Source organism: Alteromonas sp. ISO5 (genome assembly GCF_058105165.1).
This window is the reverse complement of sequence record NZ_CM176572.1, coordinates 2850193-2872769: the sequence shown is the minus strand read 5'-3', so window position 1 is coordinate 2872769 and position 22577 is coordinate 2850193. Positions and strand designations below refer to the sequence as shown.

Annotated in this window: 17 protein-coding genes; 7 read left to right on the top strand and 10 right to left on the bottom strand. The window is 48.8% G+C overall.

All coding sequences use genetic code 11. From position 1 onward, the window contains the following. Nucleotides 1–78: 78 nt before the first annotated feature. The 3 genes from AC2T0J_RS12885 to ppx all read left to right on the top strand — a co-directional run bounded on the left by AC2T0J_RS12885 (nt 79) and on the right by ppx (nt 4302). The gene (locus AC2T0J_RS12885; RefSeq protein WP_489806217.1) at nt 79–585 is read left to right on the top strand and encodes a glycine cleavage system transcriptional repressor; all 507 of its coding nucleotides are present in this window, start codon (nt 79–81) and stop codon (nt 583–585) included. A 111-nt stretch (nt 586–696) separates the two neighbouring features. Then, a complete protein-coding gene (gene ppk1 / locus AC2T0J_RS12880; RefSeq protein ID WP_489806216.1) occupies nt 697–2766 on the top strand; it encodes a polyphosphate kinase 1 in 2070 nt (689 codons plus the stop codon). Next, nucleotides 2767–4302 (top strand): exopolyphosphatase, encoded by a 1536-nt coding sequence (gene ppx / locus AC2T0J_RS12875; RefSeq protein ID WP_489806215.1) that lies wholly within the window; start codon nt 2767–2769, stop codon nt 4300–4302. An 11-nt stretch (nt 4303–4313) separates the two neighbouring features. On the opposite strand, the gene AC2T0J_RS12870 is transcribed toward ppx, so the two are convergent. The 5 genes from AC2T0J_RS12870 to tkt form a co-directional block, all read right to left on the bottom strand. Further along, entirely contained in the window at nt 4314–5465 is a 1152-nt protein-coding gene (locus AC2T0J_RS12870) for a GGDEF domain-containing protein (RefSeq protein ID WP_489806214.1), read from the bottom strand. A 701-nt stretch (nt 5466–6166) separates the two neighbouring features. Continuing rightward, on the bottom strand, nt 6167–7063 hold the full coding sequence (locus tag AC2T0J_RS12865; RefSeq protein WP_489806213.1) for a fructose bisphosphate aldolase: 897 nt from the start codon (nt 7061–7063) through the stop codon (nt 6167–6169). A 200-nt stretch (nt 7064–7263) separates the two neighbouring features. Next, on the bottom strand, nt 7264–8439 hold the full coding sequence (locus AC2T0J_RS12860; RefSeq protein ID WP_489806212.1) for a phosphoglycerate kinase: 1176 nt from the start codon (nt 8437–8439) through the stop codon (nt 7264–7266). Between the two features lie 37 nt (nt 8440–8476). Further along, nucleotides 8477–9493: an erythrose-4-phosphate dehydrogenase gene (gene epd / locus AC2T0J_RS12855; RefSeq protein ID WP_489806211.1), complete on the bottom strand. Its 1017-nt coding sequence runs from the start codon at nt 9491–9493 to the stop codon at nt 8477–8479. A 30-nt stretch (nt 9494–9523) separates the two neighbouring features. Further along, nucleotides 9524–11515 carry a transketolase gene (gene tkt / locus AC2T0J_RS12850; RefSeq protein ID WP_489806210.1) on the bottom strand — a complete coding sequence of 664 codons (1992 nt, stop codon included), beginning with the start codon at nt 11513–11515 and terminating at the stop codon, nt 9524–9526. Nucleotides 11516–11972: 457 nt separating this feature from the next. Here tkt and metK point away from each other — a divergent pair, with 457 nt between their 5' ends. Beyond that, nucleotides 11973–13118: a methionine adenosyltransferase gene (metK, locus tag AC2T0J_RS12845; protein WP_489806209.1), complete on the top strand. Its 1146-nt coding sequence runs from the start codon at nt 11973–11975 to the stop codon at nt 13116–13118. A gap of 50 nt (nt 13119–13168) precedes the next feature. Here metK and AC2T0J_RS12840 read toward each other — a convergent pair whose 3' ends face one another. Next, nucleotides 13169–13669, bottom strand: a complete 501-nt coding sequence (locus AC2T0J_RS12840) for a CYTH domain-containing protein (protein WP_489806208.1) — start codon at nt 13667–13669, stop codon at nt 13169–13171. Nucleotides 13670–14148: 479 nt separating this feature from the next. Here AC2T0J_RS12840 and AC2T0J_RS12835 point away from each other — a divergent pair, with 479 nt between their 5' ends. Beyond that, nucleotides 14149–14661 (top strand): hypothetical protein, encoded by a 513-nt coding sequence (locus AC2T0J_RS12835; protein ID WP_489806207.1) that lies wholly within the window; start codon nt 14149–14151, stop codon nt 14659–14661. On the opposite strand, the gene AC2T0J_RS12830 is transcribed toward AC2T0J_RS12835, so the two are convergent. Continuing rightward, nucleotides 14658–15368: an aspartate/glutamate racemase family protein gene (locus AC2T0J_RS12830; RefSeq protein WP_489806206.1), complete on the bottom strand. Its 711-nt coding sequence runs from the start codon at nt 15366–15368 to the stop codon at nt 14658–14660. The genes AC2T0J_RS12835 and AC2T0J_RS12830 overlap by 4 nt on opposite strands. Nucleotides 15369–15435: 67 nt before the next feature. Then, nucleotides 15436–15960, bottom strand: coding sequence for a PolC-type DNA polymerase III domain-containing protein (locus AC2T0J_RS12825; RefSeq protein WP_489806205.1), 525 nt, complete (start codon nt 15958–15960; stop codon nt 15436–15438). 413 nt (nt 15961–16373) lie between these two features. Between AC2T0J_RS12825 and AC2T0J_RS12820 the strand changes: the two genes are divergently transcribed. Next, a complete protein-coding gene (locus AC2T0J_RS12820; RefSeq protein ID WP_489806204.1) occupies nt 16374–17105 on the top strand; it encodes a queuosine precursor transporter in 732 nt (243 codons plus the stop codon). A 184-nt stretch (nt 17106–17289) separates the two neighbouring features. Here the strand turns inward: AC2T0J_RS12820 and AC2T0J_RS12815 are convergent, their stop codons facing one another. Together AC2T0J_RS12815 and AC2T0J_RS12810 are read right to left on the bottom strand one after the other, a co-directional pair. Beyond that, nucleotides 17290–19635 (bottom strand): TonB-dependent receptor, encoded by a 2346-nt coding sequence (locus AC2T0J_RS12815; protein ID WP_489806203.1) that lies wholly within the window; start codon nt 19633–19635, stop codon nt 17290–17292. A gap of 183 nt (nt 19636–19818) precedes the next feature. Next, nucleotides 19819–21117: an aminotransferase class V-fold PLP-dependent enzyme gene (locus AC2T0J_RS12810; protein ID WP_489806202.1), complete on the bottom strand. Its 1299-nt coding sequence runs from the start codon at nt 21115–21117 to the stop codon at nt 19819–19821. 218 nt (nt 21118–21335) lie between these two features. Here AC2T0J_RS12810 and AC2T0J_RS12805 point away from each other — a divergent pair, with 218 nt between their 5' ends. After that, nucleotides 21336–22475, top strand: coding sequence for an HD-GYP domain-containing protein (locus AC2T0J_RS12805; protein ID WP_489806201.1), 1140 nt, complete (start codon nt 21336–21338; stop codon nt 22473–22475). The last annotated feature ends 102 nt before the right edge of the window (nt 22476–22577 follow it).

The window sequence follows — 22577 nt, the reverse complement described above, 5'->3', positions numbered from 1 at the left end:
AGCAGTGTAAGTTGTGATATTTTAAGGTCAAGTGAAATATACCCGTGCCAACTCACGATATAATAAAGGAGTAAGGGGATGAAGCCTGTCATCTTCACTATCATCGGTAACGATAAACCGGGCCTGGTTGATGCTGTGGCCAAAAAAGTATATGAGTACGGCGGCAACTGGCAGGGCAGCAGTTTTGCCCATATGGCCGGACAGTTTGCCGGCTTCGTGGAAGCCCTGGTGCCGGCAGATAAACACCAGGATCTGATTAACGCTCTTAACACCCTCGACGGCTTGCAGGTGCAGTCGCAGTCGGTAAGTGACTCCACTTCCACCGATACGGACGAACTCACCATTGAAGTAATGGGTAATGATCGCCCAGGAATCGTGCAGGAACTCACCAATGTGCTTAACCGCTTCGAGCTCAATATTATTCACTTTAACTCTACCTGTGAGAGTGCGCCTAACTGGGGTAGCGAAATGTTTAAAGCTCGCGTACGGGTAGCTATTCCAGCTGATGTCGACCGCGACGACGTGAAGGACGCGCTGGAAGCGGTAGCCAACGATCTGGTTGTTGATATTACTACCACTGTGTAATTTGCCTGTGGCCATCAGCGGCGATTATTCGCCGTGTCGTCAACTGTCTGTCACACTTTGCTGGCAGGCTATAGCCTATTTTTTTGATTGCAGAAATAGTGATTTATCAATATGGAATCCACTGATTTATATTACCCCAAAGAATTAAGCTGGCTGGCGTTTAACGAACGCGTTTTGCAGGAAGCTGCTGATAAAAACAATCCGGCGGTTGAGCGGATTCGCTTTTTGGGGATTTACTCGAATAACCTGGATGAGTTTTTCCGGGTCCGGGTAGCAGACGTAAAGCGCCAAATTCTGATTGCCCATAATGCCGGTAACGAGGAAGAAGCGGAGCACCAGCGCCGGTTATTGATTCAGATCCAGCGTAAGGTAGTGGAATTGTCGAAAAAGTTCGACACTATTCACAAAGAGGTGGTGAAAACCCTCGCCCGCTACAATATTTATATTCTGCCCAAAAGTCAGTTGGATGAATATCAGCGCGACTGGGTTCGTAACTATTTTATTAACAAGGTGCTGCGCCATATTGCGCCCATTCTGATCGACAAGAAAACCGACTTGCTAAGCCGCTTAAACGGCACAGCGGTGTATTTGTATGTGGCATTACGTCGCGAAGGCAAAAATCCGCGCTTTGCCGCTGTGCAGGTACCAACCGGGGAAATTTCACGTTTTCATCTGATCCCGCCGCAGAAGAGCCGCAAAAACAAACACATCATCATGCTCGACGACATGATCCAGCTGTGTATGGAAGACATCTTCCGTGGCTTTGTGAAATTTGACTCCCTGGAGTCCTACTCATTTAAGATGACTCGCGACTCGGAGTATTCCATTAACGACGAAATCGACGAAAGTTATGTAGAGAAAATGTCGGAAAGTATGAAGCAGCGCCTGATTGCCGAGCCGGTTCGGGTGATTCACGATCAGGATATGCCTGCAGACATGGTGGAAGATCTGCAAAAGCGCCTGAAGGTTACCAAGCTTGATACCCTGCATTCGGCCGGGCATTATCGCAACTTTAAAGATTTCATCGGCTTTCCTAACGTAGGCCGGGAGTATCTGGAAAACAGTAAACTGCCCGCTATCGATACCAAAGACTTTTCCGGCTACAACACCGTATTTGATGCCATTACGGCCCACGACATTCTGTTGTACTACCCTTATCACCGTTTTCTGCATTTTACCGAGTTTGTGCGCCAGGCGGCATTCGATCCAAGTGTAAAATCGATTCGGCTTAACATTTACCGGGTTGCCAGCCACTCACGAATAGTCAGCTCGTTAATTGATGCCGTGGACAACGGTAAAAAAGTCACCGTGGTGGTGGAGTTGCGCGCGCGATTCGACGAAGAAGCCAACATTGAATGGTCTAAGCGCATGACCGACGCCGGTATTCGTGTGGTACTGGGGATCCCATCACTTAAAATCCACTCCAAACTGTGCATTGTGTCGCGCGAGGAGCGCGGTAAGTTAATGCACTATGCCCATTTTGGTACCGGTAATTTTAACGAAAAAACCGCGAAAATTTATACCGACTACAGCTTGTTTACCAAGAATCAGGAAATGGCAGAAGAAGCCAATTCGGTGTTTGAACTGATCTCCTACCCGTACCGCCGGTTTAAGTTCCAGCATTTACAAATATCGCCGCTCAATGCGCGTACCAAGATCCAGTCGTTAATCCGGCAGGAAATTCAGTTCTTAAAAGAAGGTCACGATGCTCAAATTCTGTTTAAGATAAATAATCTGGTAGATAAAGAGCTGATTGACGACTTATACCGCGCCAGTCAGGCTGGCATTAAAATCCGCGGCATTGTGCGTGGCATGTGTGGTTTACGTCCGGGTATTAAAGGGCTCAGTGAAAACATTGAGCTGATCTCCATTGTCGATCGTTTCCTCGAGCATCCTCGGGTCATGATCTTCAACGGCGGCGGTAACCGCAAAGTGTATATTTCATCAGCCGACTGGATGACCCGTAACATGGACAACCGCATTGAAGTGGGCGCGCCCATCTACGATGAAACCCTGCAACAACGCATTGTTGATATCATGGAAATTCAGTTTAAAGACACGCTGAAAGCCCGTCAGATCGACAAAGACCAGTTGAACCAATATGTTAAAAGGGGCAACCGCAAGAAATTGCGTTCGCAGGAAGAAATCTACGCCTATTTAAAACAACTTGAGCAAAAATAAATGACACCGACTCCCGCCTCTTTCGACAGCGTAGACAGTCGCGAAGCCAGTAAGGTTGCCGCCCTGGATATCGGTTCTAACAGCTTTCACCTGGTAGTAGCCCGCATTGTGGCCGGCTCGGTGCAAATTCTGCATCGGGTAAAACAAAAGGTGCGCTTAGCCGAAGGACTCGATGGCAACAATGTGCTGTCTGAAGAGGCCATGGAGCGCGGGTTAGCGACACTGAAAGTCATTGCAGAGAGCCTGAAAGGCTTTGAACCAGACTCTATAAGAATAGTGGCTACTTACACACTTAGAAAAGCGGTTAATGCCCAGGTGTTTATTCAGCGTGCTCTGGAGATTATGCCCTACCCCATTGAAGTAATTTCCGGGCCGGAGGAAGCGCGCTTAATTTATTCCGGTGTAGCACATACGAGTCATGATAACGGCAAACGCCTGGTAGTGGATATTGGCGGTGGCTCAACCGAATTTATTATTGGCGAAGGCTTAACACCCAAACTGTGTCGCAGCCTGCAAATGGGCTGCGTAAGCTTTACTCAGCGCTTTTTTAAAACCGGCAATTTGTCGGCGAAAGCTTTTGAGCGAGCCATTACCGCAGCCGAACAGGAAATGGAGCCAATTGAAGAACGTTATCGCCGGCTTGGCTGGCAACGTTGTATAGGCACCTCCGGCACCATTAAAACCCTGTGCAACCTGGTGGTCCATGAAGGGCAGCGTGAACCTACCGATGATGCCGAAGTCACCCTTAAAGGGTTGAAGCAAATTCAAAAGCAGTTTATTGAAGCCGGGCATATTAATAACCTTGACGATCCGGCTATCAGTGAAGACCGCCGTGCCGTTATCCCTGCAGGTTTATCGGTGTTAATAGGCGTTTTTAAAGCCTTAAAGATTAAGTCACTACACTACTCGCCGGCGGCCCTGCGCGAGGGGGTGCTGTATCAGATGGAAGATGAGCTGCATCATACCGATATTCGCAGCCGCACGGCACGCAGTCTGGCCGCCCGCTATGACGTAGATACCGAACAAGCCAATATGGTGCTGAACACCACTAAAACCCTTTATGATGTATGTCAGAAAACCTGGAAACTCAGACATGCCGATTACCGCGCCATTGTAAGCTGGGCAGCCCTGTTGCACGAAGTGGGACTGCAGATAAATACCCGCCGGGTACAGCGTCATTCTGCATATATTCTGCAAAATGTGGATATGCCGGGTTTTACTCAATCTCAACAAGAGTTACTGGCCACCCTGGTGCGTTTTCACCGCAAGAAAATACGCGTGCAGGATATTTCCGGTTTTACCCAGTACAGCAAAGAGGATATTTATAAACTCATTGCGCTGCTGCGCCTGGCTGTGCTCCTCAACATTAAACGCCAGGAAGGCTTTTTGCCTGAATTTGAGGTCAGCGCTAAAAAAGACGGCCTAACCCTGGCCTTTCCGGATGGCTGGTTAGATTCCAAGCCGATAATGGCCGCGGATTTAGAACGGGAAATTAGTTATCTCAACACCGTGGATATTGTGCTGGCGGTAAGCTAATCCGTCAGCAATTACACCATTATTACTTTATTACGGCCATTCGCTTTCGCGTCGAACAGCGCCTGATCAGCACTTTTTACCGTAGCGAAAAGGTCGGCATCCGGCGGCATCTGAATGACCCCAAAAGAGGCGGTGAGTGAAAGATTGACACCCCGTGCTGAGATGGTGCTCTCAAAAATAGTTTTACGCAAACGTTCGGCCATCTGACGGGCTTTATCACCGTCGTACTGCGGCGATAAAATTAAAAACTCTTCGCCGCCCATTCTAATCAGCGTGTCTTCCTGCCGCAGTTGGGACTGAATAATTTCACAAAAACGTTTTAAAGCGATATCGCCAACCACATGTCCATGCTCATCATTGATGGCTTTAAAATAGTCGATATCGCACGCTACCAATGACAGCGTTTCATGTTTTCGCTGTGCATGCGCCCCAAGTTTCGGAGCTATTTCATAAAAGAAGTGACGGTTTTTTGCACCGGTGAGTGGGTCGGTATGCACCTGAGAGCGTAGTTTAAGCAATAGCGACTGAAGAATATTCACCGCAAAAGCCAGCATAAAGATAAGCATGATCACCAGCATAAATGCCGACGTAGTGGCCAGGTGATAATGACTGTCTGCCGGCGCAATAGTCAGATAAGCCGGTACACCAAGCAGTATCAGTGTAATTACCAGAGACAGCACGCCAAACAACAGATGGCCACCAATGTTCTCCGCACTGAAGTGTTGTTTCACACAACGAAGCGCCTGCCATACCGGGAACGCCACACTACTTAATGCCAGGCTGTGCGCAACCCACGCTGAGGCCTGGGTTGCCACCAGCACCGACGTAACCACAAAAATCCCAACAATATGTATTACGGCCGCGAACTTTTTGCGCTGGGACACTTCCATGCCATAACGTTTAAACACCGACATCAACAACATATAAGCGCCGGTTACCGCTGACGTGTAAACGCCGGGCAAACCAATCTGAACGTAGCCTATGTGAGAAATTGCCTGACAGAAAACCACCAGCCAGGACGCCACCAGAAACCAGCGGGCATAGCTGGCAGATTTTGCCTTAAGACGATGACGCGGCTTTGGAAGTGCGAAGGTGAAACTAATCCCTATCATTGCCACGATAGCGATAACGCCTACCTGAATATACATATGCACGTCCTGCATCAGGCTAAATATCCTTGTTTAAATGTACAACACACAGTTATTATCATTGTTGGCTATGTAAAAATTTAGTTACAAAATATAGACTAATATCTGTTCGATAGCCATACCTTATTGAGTTATCGATATGGCGTGCTTACGATTGCTGTAATGAATTAGGTACATAAATAGAGTCGTCATACCGGCTCCCGAGCCGGTATCTTCTTAAAAGCCTTTCTAACGATAACGGCTTCATTGAATGAGCCAGCCTGTTCTGAAGATCCCTGATATTTTCTGCGAAAATTCCGGGATGACGGGAGAGAGGAAATGGCGGGTGACGAAATGACTGGCGTATGATCGCGCCTGCGCGTTTGGCTCTTCCTTTGGTTCTTATTATCGCGAAATACTGTAAATGGGCAGATCCAGTAAAAACGTAGAGGCGTCATGGATGACGACTCCGGCCAGCGAGCCGGTATCTCCTTGAAGCCTTTCTAACGATAACGGCTTCATTGAATGAGCCAGCCTGTTCTGAAGATCCCTGATATTTTCTGCGAAAATTCCGGGATGACGGGAGAGAGGAAATTAACGGATGACTGATTATTTAACCTGGATGACGAGGGCAGGTGACAAAGATGACAGGGCTATAACGAAAAAGGCTGCGTCAAACGAAGCAGCCTTGTAATATTTTAAATCTCAGACACAATGGTCCCTGGTTTAACTAAACCTTAAGTCAAAGATGCCTGATAAATACCTTCGATTGCAGCATCCAGAGTGGCTTCAAACTCTTCGTCACTTTGCTGCGCAGACACACCTTCTGTCAGGGCGCGCGAGAAACTGGCAATCATCCCGTGGTTCTCGGCTAACTTGGCATTGGCGTCATCGCGAGAGTAACCACCTGACAGAGCAACCACTTTAATCACTTTAGGGTGATCTACCAGCTCTTTATAGAAGTTCGCTTCGGTTGGAATAGTTAACTTAAGCATGACTTTTTCGTCACCCAGTAGATTCAGCTGGGTAAGAATTTCCAGCTTCAGCAACGCTTCCGCTTCGGCTTTTTCCGGGCTGTTGATGTCCACTTCAGGCTCAATAATTGGCACAAGACCGGCAGCCAGAATTTGTTTGCCAACGGCAAACTGTTGTTCAACGATCGCCTTAATGCCTTGATGATTAGCCAGTTTTACTACCGAGCGCATTTTAGTACCAAACACATCCTTGGCGTTCGCCTTAGCCAGTAGCTCATCGAGTTGTGGCATGGGCTTCATCAGTTGCACACCGTTGGCTTCAGCTTCTAGCCCTTTATCGACTTTTAAAAACGGTACTACGCGTTTTTTCTGCCACAGGTAATGAGAAGAGGCTAAGCCTTCGATTTCGCGATCGAGAGTGTTTTCAAACAGGATTGCGCCGAGCACACGCTCACCTGAAAAGGCGTTGCAGGTTACGATGCGGGTACGCATAGCATGTACCATGTCGAACATTTCCTCGTCGTTTGAGTACTCTGATTCTTCGATACCATAGAGTTTAAGTGCTTTTGGGGTACTACCACCGCTCTGATCAAGGGCGGCAATAAAGCCCTTCTGGGTGATGATTTTATCCAGCATAGCTTGCTGAGCCTGTGATGCCATGTGCAACACTCCTTATTTCTTATCCGTTTTGTAAACGGTTGTAGGGTTAAGAGAAATCATTTATTAGGCATGCGAAATCACGTTATATCAGAGCCTTAGCAGTGCTTACAGCGCTATAAAAAACGATCATTCAGCCTGCGTATCCTTATGCAGGTATCGCCGGAATACTGCTATTCCGGCGCCGGGACATACTTATTCTGTTAGCGGTTTTTTTCTTCTAATATCGCTACTGCAGGTAAAGTTTTGCCCTCAAGAAACTCCAGGAACGCACCGCCACCGGTTGAGATGTACGATACTTTGTCTGCAATTTCATATTTATCTACTGCTGCTAGCGTATCACCACCGCCGGCAATTGAAAATGCATCACTGGCGGCAATTGCCTCTGACAGCGCTTTTGTTCCACTTGCAAACTGATCAAATTCAAACACACCCACAGGGCCGTTCCATACAATGGTACCGGCATTTTTAAGGATATCTTCAAGCGCGGCTGAACTGTCCGGACCGATATCAAAAATCATATCGTCGTCAGCTACATCACTTACCGGCTTGAGTTCTGCCGGGGTATCTTCCGCAAAGGCCTTACCGGTTACCACATCAGTAGGTACCGGAATATCACCATCACTCGCCTGCGCCTGGTCAATCAAGCGCTTGGCTTCATCAACTAAGTCCATTTCTACCAGCGATTTACCTACATTGTGACCCTGGGCCGCAATAAAGGTATTAGCAATACCGCCACCAACAATCAACTGGTCCACTTTATCTGCCAGAGATTTAAGTACGGTTAATTTGGTCGACACTTTCGAGCCACCCACAATGGCCACCATTGGGCGAGCCGGGTTATCCAGCGCTTTCGACAGCGCTGCCAGTTCACCTGCCAGCAATGGCCCTGCCACCGCCTGAGGGGCAAATTTTGCCACGCCATGGGTTGAAGCCTGGGCACGGTGAGCCGTACCAAAGGCATCCATTACAAATACGTCACATAATGCGGCATACTGCTTCGACAGTGCCTCATCGTCTTTTTTCTCACCCTTGTTAAATCGCACATTTTCCAGGATCATGCATTGACCCGCCTCAATGTCTACGCCATCCAGGTAATCTTTTACCAATTTAACTTCTACATCCAGTACGTCGTTAAGGTAATTAACCACTGGTTGCAGTGAAAATTCTTCCGCGGGCTCGCCTTCAGTCGGACGCCCAAGGTGAGACATCACCATTACCGCAGCGCCTGCTTCCAGCGCCGCTTTGATAGTCGGTAAAGACGCCTTAATTCTCGCGTCTGATGTCACTTTACCGCTTTTTACCGGTACATTGAGATCCTGACGGATCAGTACGCGCTTACCTGACAACTCAATGTCTGACATGCTTGGGATTGACATAAGGTTTCCTTCTCATCCTGTTGAATTCAAAATTAAATTATTCGTTGCCCATTTGATACATCGCCAACGCGGTATCCAGCATTCGATGGGCAAAACCCCATTCGTTGTCACACCACACCAGAGTTTTAACCAACTGGCGGTGACTCACCCGAGTTTGTGTACCATCTACAATACACGAATGGGGATCGTGATTAAAATCGACCGATACCAGGGGCTCTTCGGTATAATCAAGAATACCTGACAAGCGACCGGTGCGGGCCGCACTAAGGGCGTGATTCACTTTATCGATGGTGACTTCATTAGCCAACGTCACACTCAAATCCATGGCACTCACGTTAATTGTAGGTACACGGACTGCAATAGCTTCGAACTTCCCGGCAAACTTAGGCAAGATTCGCTCTATCCCCCGGGCCAATCGGGTATCCACCGGAATAATCGACTGACTGGCAGCACGGGTACGGCGCAGATCGGGATGATAAGCATCAATAACCTGCTGATCGTGCATGGAAGAATGAATAGTGGTTATGGTGCCGCTTTCCACCCCAAAGGCGTCGTCGAGTACCTGGATCACCGGTACAATACAATTGGTAGTACACGAGCCGTTAGACACCACTTTGTGCTCTGGCAGCAGGGTGTCTTCATTACACCCATAGATAATAGTGTTATCCATATCCGGCGCACCAGGCTGAGAGAACAGCACTTTTTTAGCACCGGCCTCAATGTGCGCCAGGCCACTGGCCTTATCGGTATACTGACCGGTACATTCCAGCACAATATCCACGTCCAGTTCGGCCCAGGGCAGGCCCGTTATTTCGGTTTGATGACAAAGGCGGATCACATCACCGGCCACGGTGAGCTGTTCGCCCTGACGCTCCACATGGCAGGCAAAACGGCCATGGGAAGTATCGTATTTTAAAAGATGAGCCATGCCGTCGGGATCAGCGATTTCGTTGATAGCGACGACCTGGATAAACTGATTGCGGCCACTCTCATAGAGTGCCCGCAGTACGTTTCGGCCAATGCGGCCAAAGCCATTAATGGCAAGTCTTACCATATTTTTATGCAGCCTAAAGGCCGGGGCAGATTAAAGCCCCAGCGCAGCTTCTACCACGGCGTCAACAGTAATGTTGAAGTGCTTGAACAGCTCGCCGGCCGGTGCAGATTCACCAAAGGTGTCCATGCCCACAATGTCCCCATTAAAGCCAACGTATTTATACCAGCTCTCTTTTGACAGTGCTTCAACGGCAACACGTTTAATCACTGTAGGTGGCAGTACTGACTCGCGGTATGCAGCATCCTGACGATCGAAAACGTCAGTCGATGGCATGGATACCACACGCACTGCTTTGCCCTGCTCGCTCAGTTTTACGGCAGCATCCACTGCAAGCTGTACTTCAGAGCCGGTGGCAATGAGGATAAGTTCTGGCGTCTCCTTACAATCCACCAGTACGTAGCCGCCTTTGGCTACATCAGCCACCTGCGCTTCAGTACGTTCCTGTTGCGCCAGCCCCTGACGGCTGAAGATCAGGGAAGTCGGACCGTCAGTGCGTAAAATGGCTTCTTTCCAGGCAACCGCTGATTCGACCTGGTCACAAGGACGCCAGTTGTCAAGATTTGGCGTAGCACGCATTGCCACCACCTGTTCTACCGGCTGGTGAGTCGGGCCATCTTCGCCCAGACCAATTGAATCGTGGGTATATACGAAGATTACCGGCTGCTTCATTAATGCCGCCATACGTACTGCGTTACGGGCATATTCCATGAACATCAGAAAAGTTGCACCGTAGGCTTTAAATCCACCGTGCAGTGCAATCCCGTTCATCATCGCAGACATACCAAATTCACGTACGCCATAGTAGACATAGTTACCGCTGGCATCGTCTTTTTCTATGCCTTTACAACCGTTCCAGATGGTCAGGTTTGAACCGGCCAAATCTGCCGAACCGCCTAATAACTCAGGCAACAGCGGCCCAAACGCATTCAGCGCATTTTGTGATGCTTTACGGCTGGCAATGGTATCCGGGTTAGCCTGCAGCTTAGCAATATATTCGTCGGCTTTGGCGACAAAGTCTGCCGGTACGTCACCGCTTAAACGGCGTTTTAATTCAGTCGCCAACTCCGGGTAAGTTTCAGCGTATTGTGCAAACAGCTGGTTCCAGGCCTGTTGCGCTTCTCCGCCTTTGGTTTTGCCATCCCAACCGGCATAAATATCAGCGGGCACTTCAAACGGCGCATGACTCCAGCCCAGTGCTTCGCGGGTCAGGGCAATTTCGTCATCGCCTAATGGTGCGCCGTGGCAGTCTTCTTTACCCTGCTTGTTAGGCGAACCAAAACCGATAACGGTTTTACAGCAAATCAGCGTCGGTTTGCCGGTCTCCGCTTTCGCCGCTTCAATGGCGCTGTTAATCGCTTCCGGATCGTGACCGTCGATATCCGTGATCACATGCCAGCCATAAGACTCGAAACGTTTTGGCGTATCATCGGTAAACCAGCCTTCAACTTCACCGTCGATAGAAATACCGTTGTCGTCCCAGAACGCAATCAGCTTATTCAGACCCAGCGTGCCAGCCAATGAGCTCGCTTCGTGAGAAATGCCTTCCATCAGGCAGCCATCACCCAAAAACGCGTAGGTGTAATGGTCGACTACCGCAAAGTTATCGCGGTTAAATTGCGCCGCCAGTACTTTTTCAGCCAGCGCCATACCAACAGCATTGGTAATGCCCTGCCCCAGCGGGCCCGTGGTGGTTTCAACGCCTGGTGCATAACCATACTCAGGGTGACCAGGGGTTTTAGAATGCAACTGACGGAATTGCTTGAGTTCGTCGATAGGCAGTTCATAGCCGGTGAGGTGCAGCAGTGAATACAGCAGCATAGAGCCGTGACCATTCGACAACACAAAGCGGTCGCGGTTAGCCCAGGCTGGATCAGCCGGGTTATGTTGCAGGTGATCGCACCACAGGACCTGGGCGATGTCAGCCATGCCCATTGGCGCACCAGGGTGACCTGATTTGGCTTTCTGAACAGCATCCATACTTAATGCTCTGATAGCATTAGCGAGTTCTCGACGAGACGGCATGTTAACTCCTGAATTGTAATTTGGGTGCCAGTTGGTGGCGTTTAACTCTTATTATTGACACATAAGCGTTTGGCAAATGTACTTATGTTTGCTGAAGGCTATATCGCCATAGCATCCCAACAAACATAACAACATTCAGGCTGTATATTGTTACCCACCGGCCAGTGCAGTTCAATGTGTTTTGGTCTTGTCGGAGCATTTAATAATGCCGACACCGCTGAGTGCTGACCGGCACTCAGCATCGGACTGTCAAGTAAACGTAACAAATAGACTTTTAGACGTCCAGAAGTAAAGACTGGTATTTATACACTAGCTTGCTACAATAGTCGCCTGTGTATTGATCTACAACGACCATAGCCTTCGTAAAACTGCCCCAGAGCGGTGAGTTTACTGTTTTACCGGTGTTGTGGTGAACAATACGCCCCGAATATAAATTTAAATAAACACGGAGCATGTAATGGCAGCCCATTTATTTACGTCCGAATCAGTCTCAGAAGGCCATCCGGACAAGATTGCCGATCAAATATCCGATGCGGTACTTGATGCGATCCTGCGGCAGGATCCCCAGGCGCGAGTCGCCTGCGAAACCTATGTAAAAACCGGCATGGTGCTGGTTGGAGGTGAAATCACTACCTCAGCCTGGGTGGATATTGAAGAATTGACCCGCCAAACTGTGCGCGAAATCGGCTACACCCATTCCGATATGGGCTTTGATGCAGATTCCTGTGCAGTACTCAATGCCATTGGTAAGCAGTCACCAGATATCAATCAGGGTGTAGACCGCTCTCGCCCGGAAGAACAAGGCGCTGGCGACCAGGGTCTGATGTTTGGCTATGCCAGCGACGAAACCGAAGTGTTAATGCCTGCTCCCATTACCTATTCTCACCGTCTGGTGCAGCGTCAGGCAGAAATGCGTAAATCGGGCAAGCTCGAATGGCTGCGTCCGGATGCGAAAAGCCAGGTAACGTTTATTTACGAAGATAATGTGCCGGTGGGTATCGATGCGGTGGTACTGTCTACCCAGCATTGTGATTCCGTCTCTACTGAAACTGTACGTGAAGCAGTAATGGAAGAAGTCATTAAGCCAGTGTTACCGGCAGAATGGATTACGACCAATACAAAATTTCATATTAACCCAACCGGACGCTTTGTTATTGGCGGCCCCATGGGCGATTGCGGTCTGACTGGCCGTAAGATCATTGTAGATACCTACGGTGGTATGGCGCGACACGGTGGCGGCGCTTTCTCGGGTAAAGATCCTTCCAAGGTAGACCGTTCAGCCGCGTATGCTGGTCGTTATGTAGCGAAAAACATTGTCGCAGCGGGTCTGGCCAAGCGTTGTGAAATTCAGGTGTCTTATGCCATTGGTGTGGCCGAGCCAACGTCTATCAGCATTGATACCTTTGGCACCAGCCAGTATGACGAGGCAACCCTGGTAGCACTGGTTAAAGAGCACTTTGATTTACGTCCTTATGGTCTTATCAAGATGCTCGACCTGGAACGCCCAATTTACCAGCCTACGGCAGCATACGGCCACTTTGGTCGTGACAGCTTCCCCTGGGAAGCCACCGATAAAGCCGAAGCTTTACGCGCTTCGGTTTAAGCTCTGCGCTGTTGCTTCAAACGCCAGACCCATGTCTGGCGTTTTTGTTTTCACGAATACACACTCGCCAGCGCTAACGCATCTGGCAACCCCATTCTGGCCAGGTGAACATTTTGGTATTCACGCTGGTGCGTTACCTCAAGCTCAGCAAAATCCGGCGGTAAAAATTGCCGGCTATGCACTTCATTGTCGAATTCCACATCTACCAGGATCAGCGGTTCGAGATGACCAGTAAACACATCTAATAACAACTTATGGCCAGAAAAACCGATTCGATAGCGTTTTTTCTCCACCCGCATGTGCTGGGTAAGTGGCCATAATTCATTAAACTGTTCTGCACTAATGGAAATTTCAGTGTCGTGATGTTTAAAACCAACCCCCTGTTTGACTGTCATAGTGTAATCACCACCGTCATCTCGTATTGTTATATGCCGGCCACCTTCTGCAACAATATAACCCTGTCTGACTACCACTGGCACCCGTGTTTCCAGTAATCCCTCAGGTAAGTAAGTAACAACAAATTTTCGTTCAATTTCCCAGTCTGCTCGCATTATTTGATCCTCAGTGGGCAACGTCCGTGGCCGCCTTATCAGTGGTTCCGTATTGATTGAATCCCGAAAGCAACAATGTTCATCAACGACTACAATAACCTATTGTTTTATATAAAATTAAAAATTCATCTTTATGAAAAAATGTGCCTTTAAGGGCGTCATTTTTATCCCTGTTGTTACGTTTAAAGCTAGCTGATATGCATCCATTTCGCCAGCCAAATCGACGAAAATTCGAGGGTAAAAAAACTGCTCTTCACGCTTGGTATCAGCTCTGATTAGGTCTATATTGATACTATGCTGCCGTAAAAGCCCGCAGCGCTTTTTAGCCGGCGATTTACTCTCAGGCGCTCACAACAACTCGCGACAAGAAGTAACGTGATGCGCAGGATAAATCGTTAAGCAGTTATAAAAATACTGGAATAACACAGCGTAAAGAAACTGTACGCTTTACTTGCACTCACACATGGGAAGACCTCACAATGAACAAGCCCCCTTTCCGCTTGTTTTTGCTTGGTTTGGTTGCGATGTTTAGTTGTCCGCTACTGGCCAATCAAGCTGCCATGTTGCCAGATTCTTCACTGGTCACTCAGCCTGTGGGAAATACTCAGTATTTTATTGCTTATCAAAGTAAGCGCCTGCCCAAGTGGAATTTTAGTGTTGAGATAAATCGTTCTTATGCGACCCGATTTGCCAGCGACGCGCGCACTGTGCCGTTATCTGTGGTGAGCCTGGAAGCAGTAAGTTTATCGGCCCGTCGGGCGTTGCCGGTTAACTCCGCTCAATGGATATACGCCACCATTCGCTCAACTCAGTATTCGCTCACACCGCAGGCTAGTGCTATGCCGCTGGTAAGCGACAGCGACCGAGCAGCCAGCGTGGGCTGGCAGTTTGGTGAAATGCGCGGTTTCGGCGTGGCCGTGGGCTACGAATACCGCGACACCGGTCAGATTGATATCAATTCGCTGGTTATGGGCGTGCATTACTATTTTTAGCCCGGTCCTGTTGTCTGCTCGCTAAGAATAAAGTCAGCGACACTGTCGGCATGTAACAGTGCCGTATCCAGCACTGGCAAAGCACTGTCTTCGGCGCCCACCAGTAAACCTATTTCGGTACAGCCCAAAACGACGGCCTCAGCTCCTTTCGCTTTAAGATTATCGATAATTTGCAGGTAACGGTTAAGCGATTGCTGACGGATAACGCCCTGACAAAGTTCGTCATAAATCACCCGGTGCACATCTGCTCGTGCTTCGGCATCAGGTATCAGTACTGACAACCCGCTCTTGGTTAAATGGTCGCGCAGGAAAGGTTGCTCCATAGTGAAGGCAGTACCAAGCAAGCCCAAACGTCGATATCCCCGGATGCGACTTTCGGCGATCAAGGCGTCACCGATATGCAACAGCGGAATGCGCACCACATTTGCTATCTGGGGCGCCACTTTATGCATTGTATTGGTGCAAATCGCCAGAGCCTCGGCTCCGGCTTTCTCGAGATTTTCGCCGACGGATGCCAGATATTCCGCCAGTTGCTGCCAGTCATTGTTGTGCTGCAGCGCGGCAATATGGGCAAAATCCACGCTGTAAAGGATCAGTGGTGCACTGTGCAAGCCGTCCTTGCGTTGTTTAATCTGCTGATTAATACGCTGGTAGTAAGTCAGGGAAGATTCCCAGCTCATCCCGCCGATGAGGCCCACTGTTTTCATTTCGCTTCCTTACCTGAATGAAGTGTTTGCTATGAGTGATGAACAGGTTAACCCACCTCAGCCCGGTTTAGCCATTACTAACGGCGCGGACGTGATGATCGGTGTCCTGTTTGGGGAGTGTGCGTATAAAGGTTTGCTGGATTATTTCTGCATCAGTACTGGCACGATGACGGCAGCCATTGAAATGCGACACCACCTGGTTTTTGGTGCGCATCCAGAGGTCCATTTGCTGTTCGCTAAGCACGTACTCCAGCGCTCTGACATTGAACGTCATATCCAGGCCGGCTGCGGCATACAGCTTAATGAGCCAAGGGTGATCCACTACCCAGCCATCAGTATAGGCAGTACCATTGGCCAGAAATTGATTAAGCGCCAAGCACACGTCGCGGCCATCATTTCCCCACTTTTGCAGGTGGGCGCGGCTTAACCCATGAAGCGCCTCGGCTTTTTTATCCCAGTGTGACCACTGGGGGTAAGGACGAATCAATCGACAAAAACGCGCACCGTCAGTCCTGATCACACCTACCTCGATGGGGTAACTGTAAGAGCTGAAACCGCTGGCTTCCACGTCGATGATGGTTGGTATTTGCATGCCACTTTTTCCTGTCTGTATCTTAAAGCTAGTTTGTTATTTGTCAGATGCAAATGTAAACCCTGATATAGCTGTACTTATTTAGTCCGCCCCGGCGCAACATTGCTGTTGAACGCACTTTGGCATCGCGTCCGGGTATACGTTCAATACCAGAAGCAATCAATTACCATGCCAGTACAAACAATCGATTTAAATGAACAGAGGATCATGTTTTCTATCGATAATGTCCTCTTGGTGATGCAAACCAACGTCCCGCTTATAGATTCAGTATGACTGCCGCATATTTCAGCGTAATGACCAACACTTCAATAATACCGGGCATCTCACACCGGCTTGCGTTGCACTGCGTATTGCACGGGTAATGAAGACTGTGCCACACTGGATTGCCTTTCCATTACTTAGCTTTAACTTTTATGACAGCGTCACTGAATAAAGTTACCGACACTTCCACCCGTCATTTTCGTTTTTTTGATTTTGTACTGGCCGCCACCTGTATTTTAATTGTGTGCTCTAACATTATCGGCGCGGGTAAAGTGGCCGAAGTTGCCGGTTTTACCTTTGGTGCCGGCGTAATCTTCTTTCCTTTATCCTATGTACTGGGCGATGTATTGACGGAAGTTTATGGTTATCAACGGGCACGCCGGGCAATCTGGGCGGGCTTCTTTGCCGCCGGGTTTGCAGCCTTTATGGCCTGGTTTATTACTGAAATGCCACCGGCGCCAGGTTGGAATGAAGACCTCGGCGGCGGACTCAGCCGTCAGGATTCCTTTGCCATGAACTTTGGCCAGGCGCCACGTATTGTGCTCGCTTCAGTACTGGCAATCTGGTTAGGTGAGTTTGCCAATGCGTTTGTGATGGCCAAAATGAAAGTGCTCAGCAAAGGAAAGGCACTCTATCAGCGCACCATCGGCTCAACCATTGTTGGCCAGGCGGTAGATTCCGCCGTATTTTATCCTGTGGCGTTCTGGGGGATCTGGAGTACCGAGCTTATCTTTACGGTAATGGCCACCAATTATGCGCTAAAAGTACTCTGGGAAGTGTTGTTAACGCCAGTCACCTACAAAATTATTGCGGTCCTGAAACGTGCAGAGGGCGTTGATGTATACGATGAACACACTAACTTTACGCCTTTCTCCATTAAATAGTCAGCGGGTTGCCCAAGGCCTGTTGTTCTGACGATTAAAGGCGTGCATTTTTCAGTTGTGTCAAAGATTGACAGAACGGAGCACTTCATTATGTGCAAAGCAAAAAACGCGCCGGCAAATACCGGCGCTTGATGAAGTAGCCTATTCAAGGAAGTCCAGACGACTTCCCCAGGCTGTTGCGCAATTAAAAGCTCGCTTTTAAATTCAGGGCTGCCGTACGCGGGGCGCCAATCCAGGCCCCACCATTAACCACTGTACCTAAATAGCTGCTGTCGAACAGGTTGTTGATAGTTAAGCGGACATCAATATTGCTGATCCCCTGAACCGGCGAATCGACCACCGCACCAAGATAGAAGTCGGCGACAGTGTAAGAATCAACATCAAAAGAGCCGGCTGAGCGCTCACCCACATACTTGGTCGACAAGCCCATATTGTAAACATCTGCGGTATAGTCCAGACTTACCACAAACATATCTTCAGCTGAGCCAACTACGCGTTGACCATCAACAAAACCGGTCGACGCAGCCGGATCCTTGTACTCTGAATTGTTATGGGTGTACGAGAAATACAGGCCAAGTTTATCGGTAATGGTATAATCCATGGCGACCTCAATACCGTCGGACTTTACACCGCCCACGTTAACGTAAGTACCATCCAGCTCGCCTAAGTAATCGACCCCATCAGCCTCTTCAGCACTTTGGTAAGTAATGCGGTTATCGAAATCGATGTTGTAGTAAGTGATGCTGGCACTGATATCAAAAGCCACATAACGCACACCTACGTCGATATTGTCAGCCGTTTCCGGTTCAACCGACGAGATATCTACCGAGCTGCTTTCCAGTACGCCGTCTTTAATGGCAGCATAGTTTTGCGCAAAACCGGCAAACACTTCAATTTCATCATTAACCGGCGCAACTACACCCGCAGAAAACAGTACATCAGAGTCAGACTCAACCGACAGGCTGTTAGCCGGAACAAACCGGTCTTTTTTCTCGATATCGACGTTAAATTTCTTAGCGCCAACACGCAGGGTCGCCATACCTAAATCAATTTCGTCTTCCAGATAGTACATCAGCGTTTCAACCGGGAATTCGCTGCTGTACTGCACCCAATAAGGGGTTTCATCAAACTCGAAGCCTACCCGTGAATCGATGATTTTCTGCCAGCTGCGATTTTCCTTACGCTCGTAGTCTTCGTACCATAAACCGGCACGCAGGGTATTATAAAAATCGCCAATCTGCGCTGTCCATACGGCATCGATATTGATACCAACACGGTCCTTTTTGTAGTTGGTATGGCGATAAGACCCCACCGGAATCGCGTTTGCCGGATAACAAGCAGGGTCGTATTCGGCACCGCCGCCACCATAAGGGAATGTCAGAGAACTTTCACAGTCGGCCACAGGCGATAAAGAATTACCGTTAGCATCCACAAAGTAGATTTGCCCTAAAGGCGCACCGCCTTCATAGGTATTACCATGGACCAGTTCAGAGTGGCCGTTGCTACCATCATCATTCACGTCAACTATATAAGGTGGTACCCAGTCGCCGCGACCTTCATTTTTATGCATGTAGGCATTCGCTTTCACGTCTACATCCCCAAAGGTCATGTTAGCTTCCAGATATGCAAACAGGTTTTCGCGCAGGGTTGACCAGCCACGACGGTAAGACTGGTCGATATAAGGGGTACCGGTCCAGTTGGCCGTCAGCTCGTCCCACGCCGGACTTTGCTCAAATTGTGCCAGACTGTAAATACGCTGGTAGTTGTCTTCATGGGTATCGTCGTAAGAAATATACCCGGTAATATCCATATTGCTCATATAACTGACAAACTTAGCTGCCATATGGTCGCGTTCAGCTTCACCGGTCTTAGTCATCCAATCGCTGTTTTCCTGGGTAGACATACTGATCCACGCATAGGTATCGGCAGCCAGTTCGCCGGTTTCGTAGCGCATAAAGAGTTTTTGCGCGTCATAGTCACCAAACGTTGAGCTAACGGTTAGTTGCTCTTCCACGCCAGGGTTGATGGTAGTGAAGTTAATGGTACCACCCAGCGCTTCGTGTGAGCGGGAAGCAATATCTGCGGTACCCTGTGATACCTCTACGGCGCGCAGGTTTTCGGTATCGATATAGCGGTTTGCTTTGGCACCACCGCCATAGTTAGAGTTACCGTTAGCAATGCCGTCAACGGTCATACCAATTTGTTGTTGGTCAATATCAACCGAAAAGCCGCGAATTGAGATACTGGTAGACCAGTCATCGGAACCAAAAGTATCGCCTTCGTTGATCAGCACACCAGGCAGGTTATCAATGGTTGCCAGCACACTGGTCATGCTGGTTTGCTGTTTAAGCATAGATTCTTCGGTCGCATTGTTTGCATAAGAAACGCTGCGGCCAACAACGGTGACTTCTTCAATTTCAGCAGGCTCGGGGGTTGCAAGCGGGGTTTCAGCAGACGCGCTGGTAGAAGCGAATGCAGCAATAACCGATAGCGCAAGCAGCGAACGCTGCTTAAACTGAGTTGTGTTCATGGGTGTGTTTTCCTGTGTGATTTTATAGGGATATTTGGCGCGCAAGATTAGCCCCACACAATGACAAACCCATGAACATTCTCTGACAGTTAGATGAATCAAAAAATTTATAAAATTCACCTATTTGTAACAGTCACACCGGATTAAAAGACGTACAATATAAGGTTATTTTTACTGCTCGTTTCAGGCTAGCCGGGATAGTGCCTCTACCAAAACATCAATCTCTTGTAGGGTGGTAAAAACCTGCGGCGTAACCCGAATACAGCTGCCGCTGACCAGATCGTGACGACCCACGGTAAACACGCCAAAGTCGTTTTCCAGCCGTTTCTGCAACTGATTTATTTGCTCAGCATTGGTTTCACCGGCAATGCGAAAAGCCCCCATCCCACTGGCACTTGCATCATCCGTTGCACCGAGTACTTCAATGTGCGGCATGTTACGGGCCTGGCCCACCCAGCGTTCCCGCAGGTATTTGAGGCGGGCCATTTTCGCTGCCGGCCCCACCTTATTGTGAAAACGGATAGCATCTGGTACAGCAAGAAAAGCAGCAAAATTAGACGTAGCCATATGCACGCGCTTATGTACCAGGGTGTTACTCGGATCGGACTCACCAGGATAAGGCGCTACTTTGTCCAGCGTGCCTTTACGCATATATAAAGCGCCAACCCCCACCGGTGAACCAATCCATTTGTGAAGGTTAAATACCGCCCAGTCAACATTCAACTCCGGCAGGGTAAAGTCGATGAGGCCCCAGGACTGAGCGCAGTCGCAGATCACATCAACGCCATGCTGTTTGGCAAAAGCAGCTATCTCAGCCACCGGCAATATTATCCCGTGTTGATTGGAGGCATGGGTAAGGATCATCAGTTTGAGGTTTGCCGTGCTGCGGATTTTTTCCTGGTAGACTTCCAGCAATTGTTGTTTAGAGACTTGCGCAGGCAAGGTGATTTCTATTCCGGTTGCACCGCGTTGTTCAGCCAGTGCCGCCATGGTGCGCTTAAATGCAGGGTAATCAATATCGGCCCATAGTAGTGTGTCGCCGGGTTTTATCCCCTTATACTGAAACAGCAGATTATGCATGGCTTCGGTGGCATTGCGGGTGAGCGCAATTTCCTCATCAGACACCGCTAATGCCTCTGCTATCGCGCTGGCCGATTGTTTTGCATCGGCATACCAATCTTTACGAGCGTAATAAGAAAGTTGATGGTTTACCATTTGGGTCAGTTCGATATAAGACTGCTCCACAGGTAACGACATTTTGCCCCAGTAGCCGTGTTCCAGGTTAACAATGCCCTCGGTCTTTTTATAAAATGCGCTTACCGACCGCCAGTAGGCTTCATCACCGGCCAGTTCAACGGCAGGCAAACCAGATTGCGGCAAGGTGGGCCAGGTTTCGGCGAGGGCCCGGGCAGTAACTAAAGAGCCAGAAAGTAACAGAGACTGCTGTAAAAGTTTGCGCCGGGATAGTAAAGGGGCTGACATGTAAGAGACTCCAGAGTAATTTAAATTTGTATTTTTTATACGATTACACTGTTGCGTTCTTAAAACAATCGCTTAAAAGCCCATTAAGGTAAAACGACGAATTTTACAGATACATTACAACCTAACAAAAGCCAAGAAAGTGCGGTAAAATTTGAGGGAGTCGTTATTGTGGTCTAATTTTATACTTTAGATGTGCATATTTACTCAGAGATCCTCAATTGACTTCATTTCAGCCCTTGCATTCTGTTACTTCCCAGTCGCTTACCGGCAAGCTACAAGGATTTCACGAAGCACTGTTAGCCGACTATCCGCATATTTGCCGACTGGCCTGCGCTATTTATGATAAATCCACAGATGTTCTTAAAACCTTCATTAACAGCACCCGTGAGGGTCATGCCATTGCCGGTTACGAGGTAAAGCTGCACGACACACCCTCTTTACTGCACCTGGCCAATCATCAACAAAGCCGTGTCATTGATGATATCAATGCTGAAATTCATGGGGGTTCGGTGCATTCTGACTGGTTGCTTGAGCAAGGATATTTGAGTTCGTTTACCATTCCCATCCTGCGTCAGGGTCAGTTTCTGGGCTTTGTATTTATCGACAGCCTCGAAAGAGACAGCTTTACGCCCGGTATCCAGCGCGACCTTCTCATGCGCTGCGCAAGCATTTGTGATGCTATTGCCAATGAACTCGCTGCCGCCCATCTACTGGTTGCCACCGCATCGGCTATTCGCAGCATTGCCAATCTGCGGGATTTTGAAACGGGCATGCATCTCACCAGAATGGCGGAACTGAGCAAACTCATTGCCCGTAATTTACCCACTCACTTTGGTCTCACCGATGAAGACATTGAGCACATTTATCTGTTTTCGCCGCTTCATGATATTGGCAAAATAGGCATTCCCGATGCCATATTATTGAAGACTGGCAAGCTTACGGATAGCGAACGTCAAACCATGCAAACTCATGTACAAAAAGGCGTGGATATGATTGATTCCATCCTCGCAGAATTTAATCTGATCGAATTTAATGATGCGCGGATCATGCGCAATATTATTGCTTTTCATCATGAGTATCCCGACGGCTCCGGCTACCCCTTCAAACTTAAGGGCGAGCAAGTCCCCATTGAAGCCCGGATAGTCACCGTGGCCGATATCTTTGATGCCCTGACCCATAAACGGCCGTACAAGAAACCCTGGTCGGTTGAAGACTCACTGGCCGAACTGCATAAAATGGCTGAGCAGGGTAAGCTGGATAAAGACTGCGTAGCTGCACTGGCAAACTCATTAAATGAAGCAATGCATATTGTTACCGCATATTGTGATAGCCAGGAGCCTGCCCGCCATTCCAACTAATGGCAATTTAAGCACTTTCTAACCCCGTTTGCTTTGTGGTTCAATAGGCCCCTGGTACTGGCGCAGTGCCGGGGCCTTGTTGTTAATTTAGGATATATACTG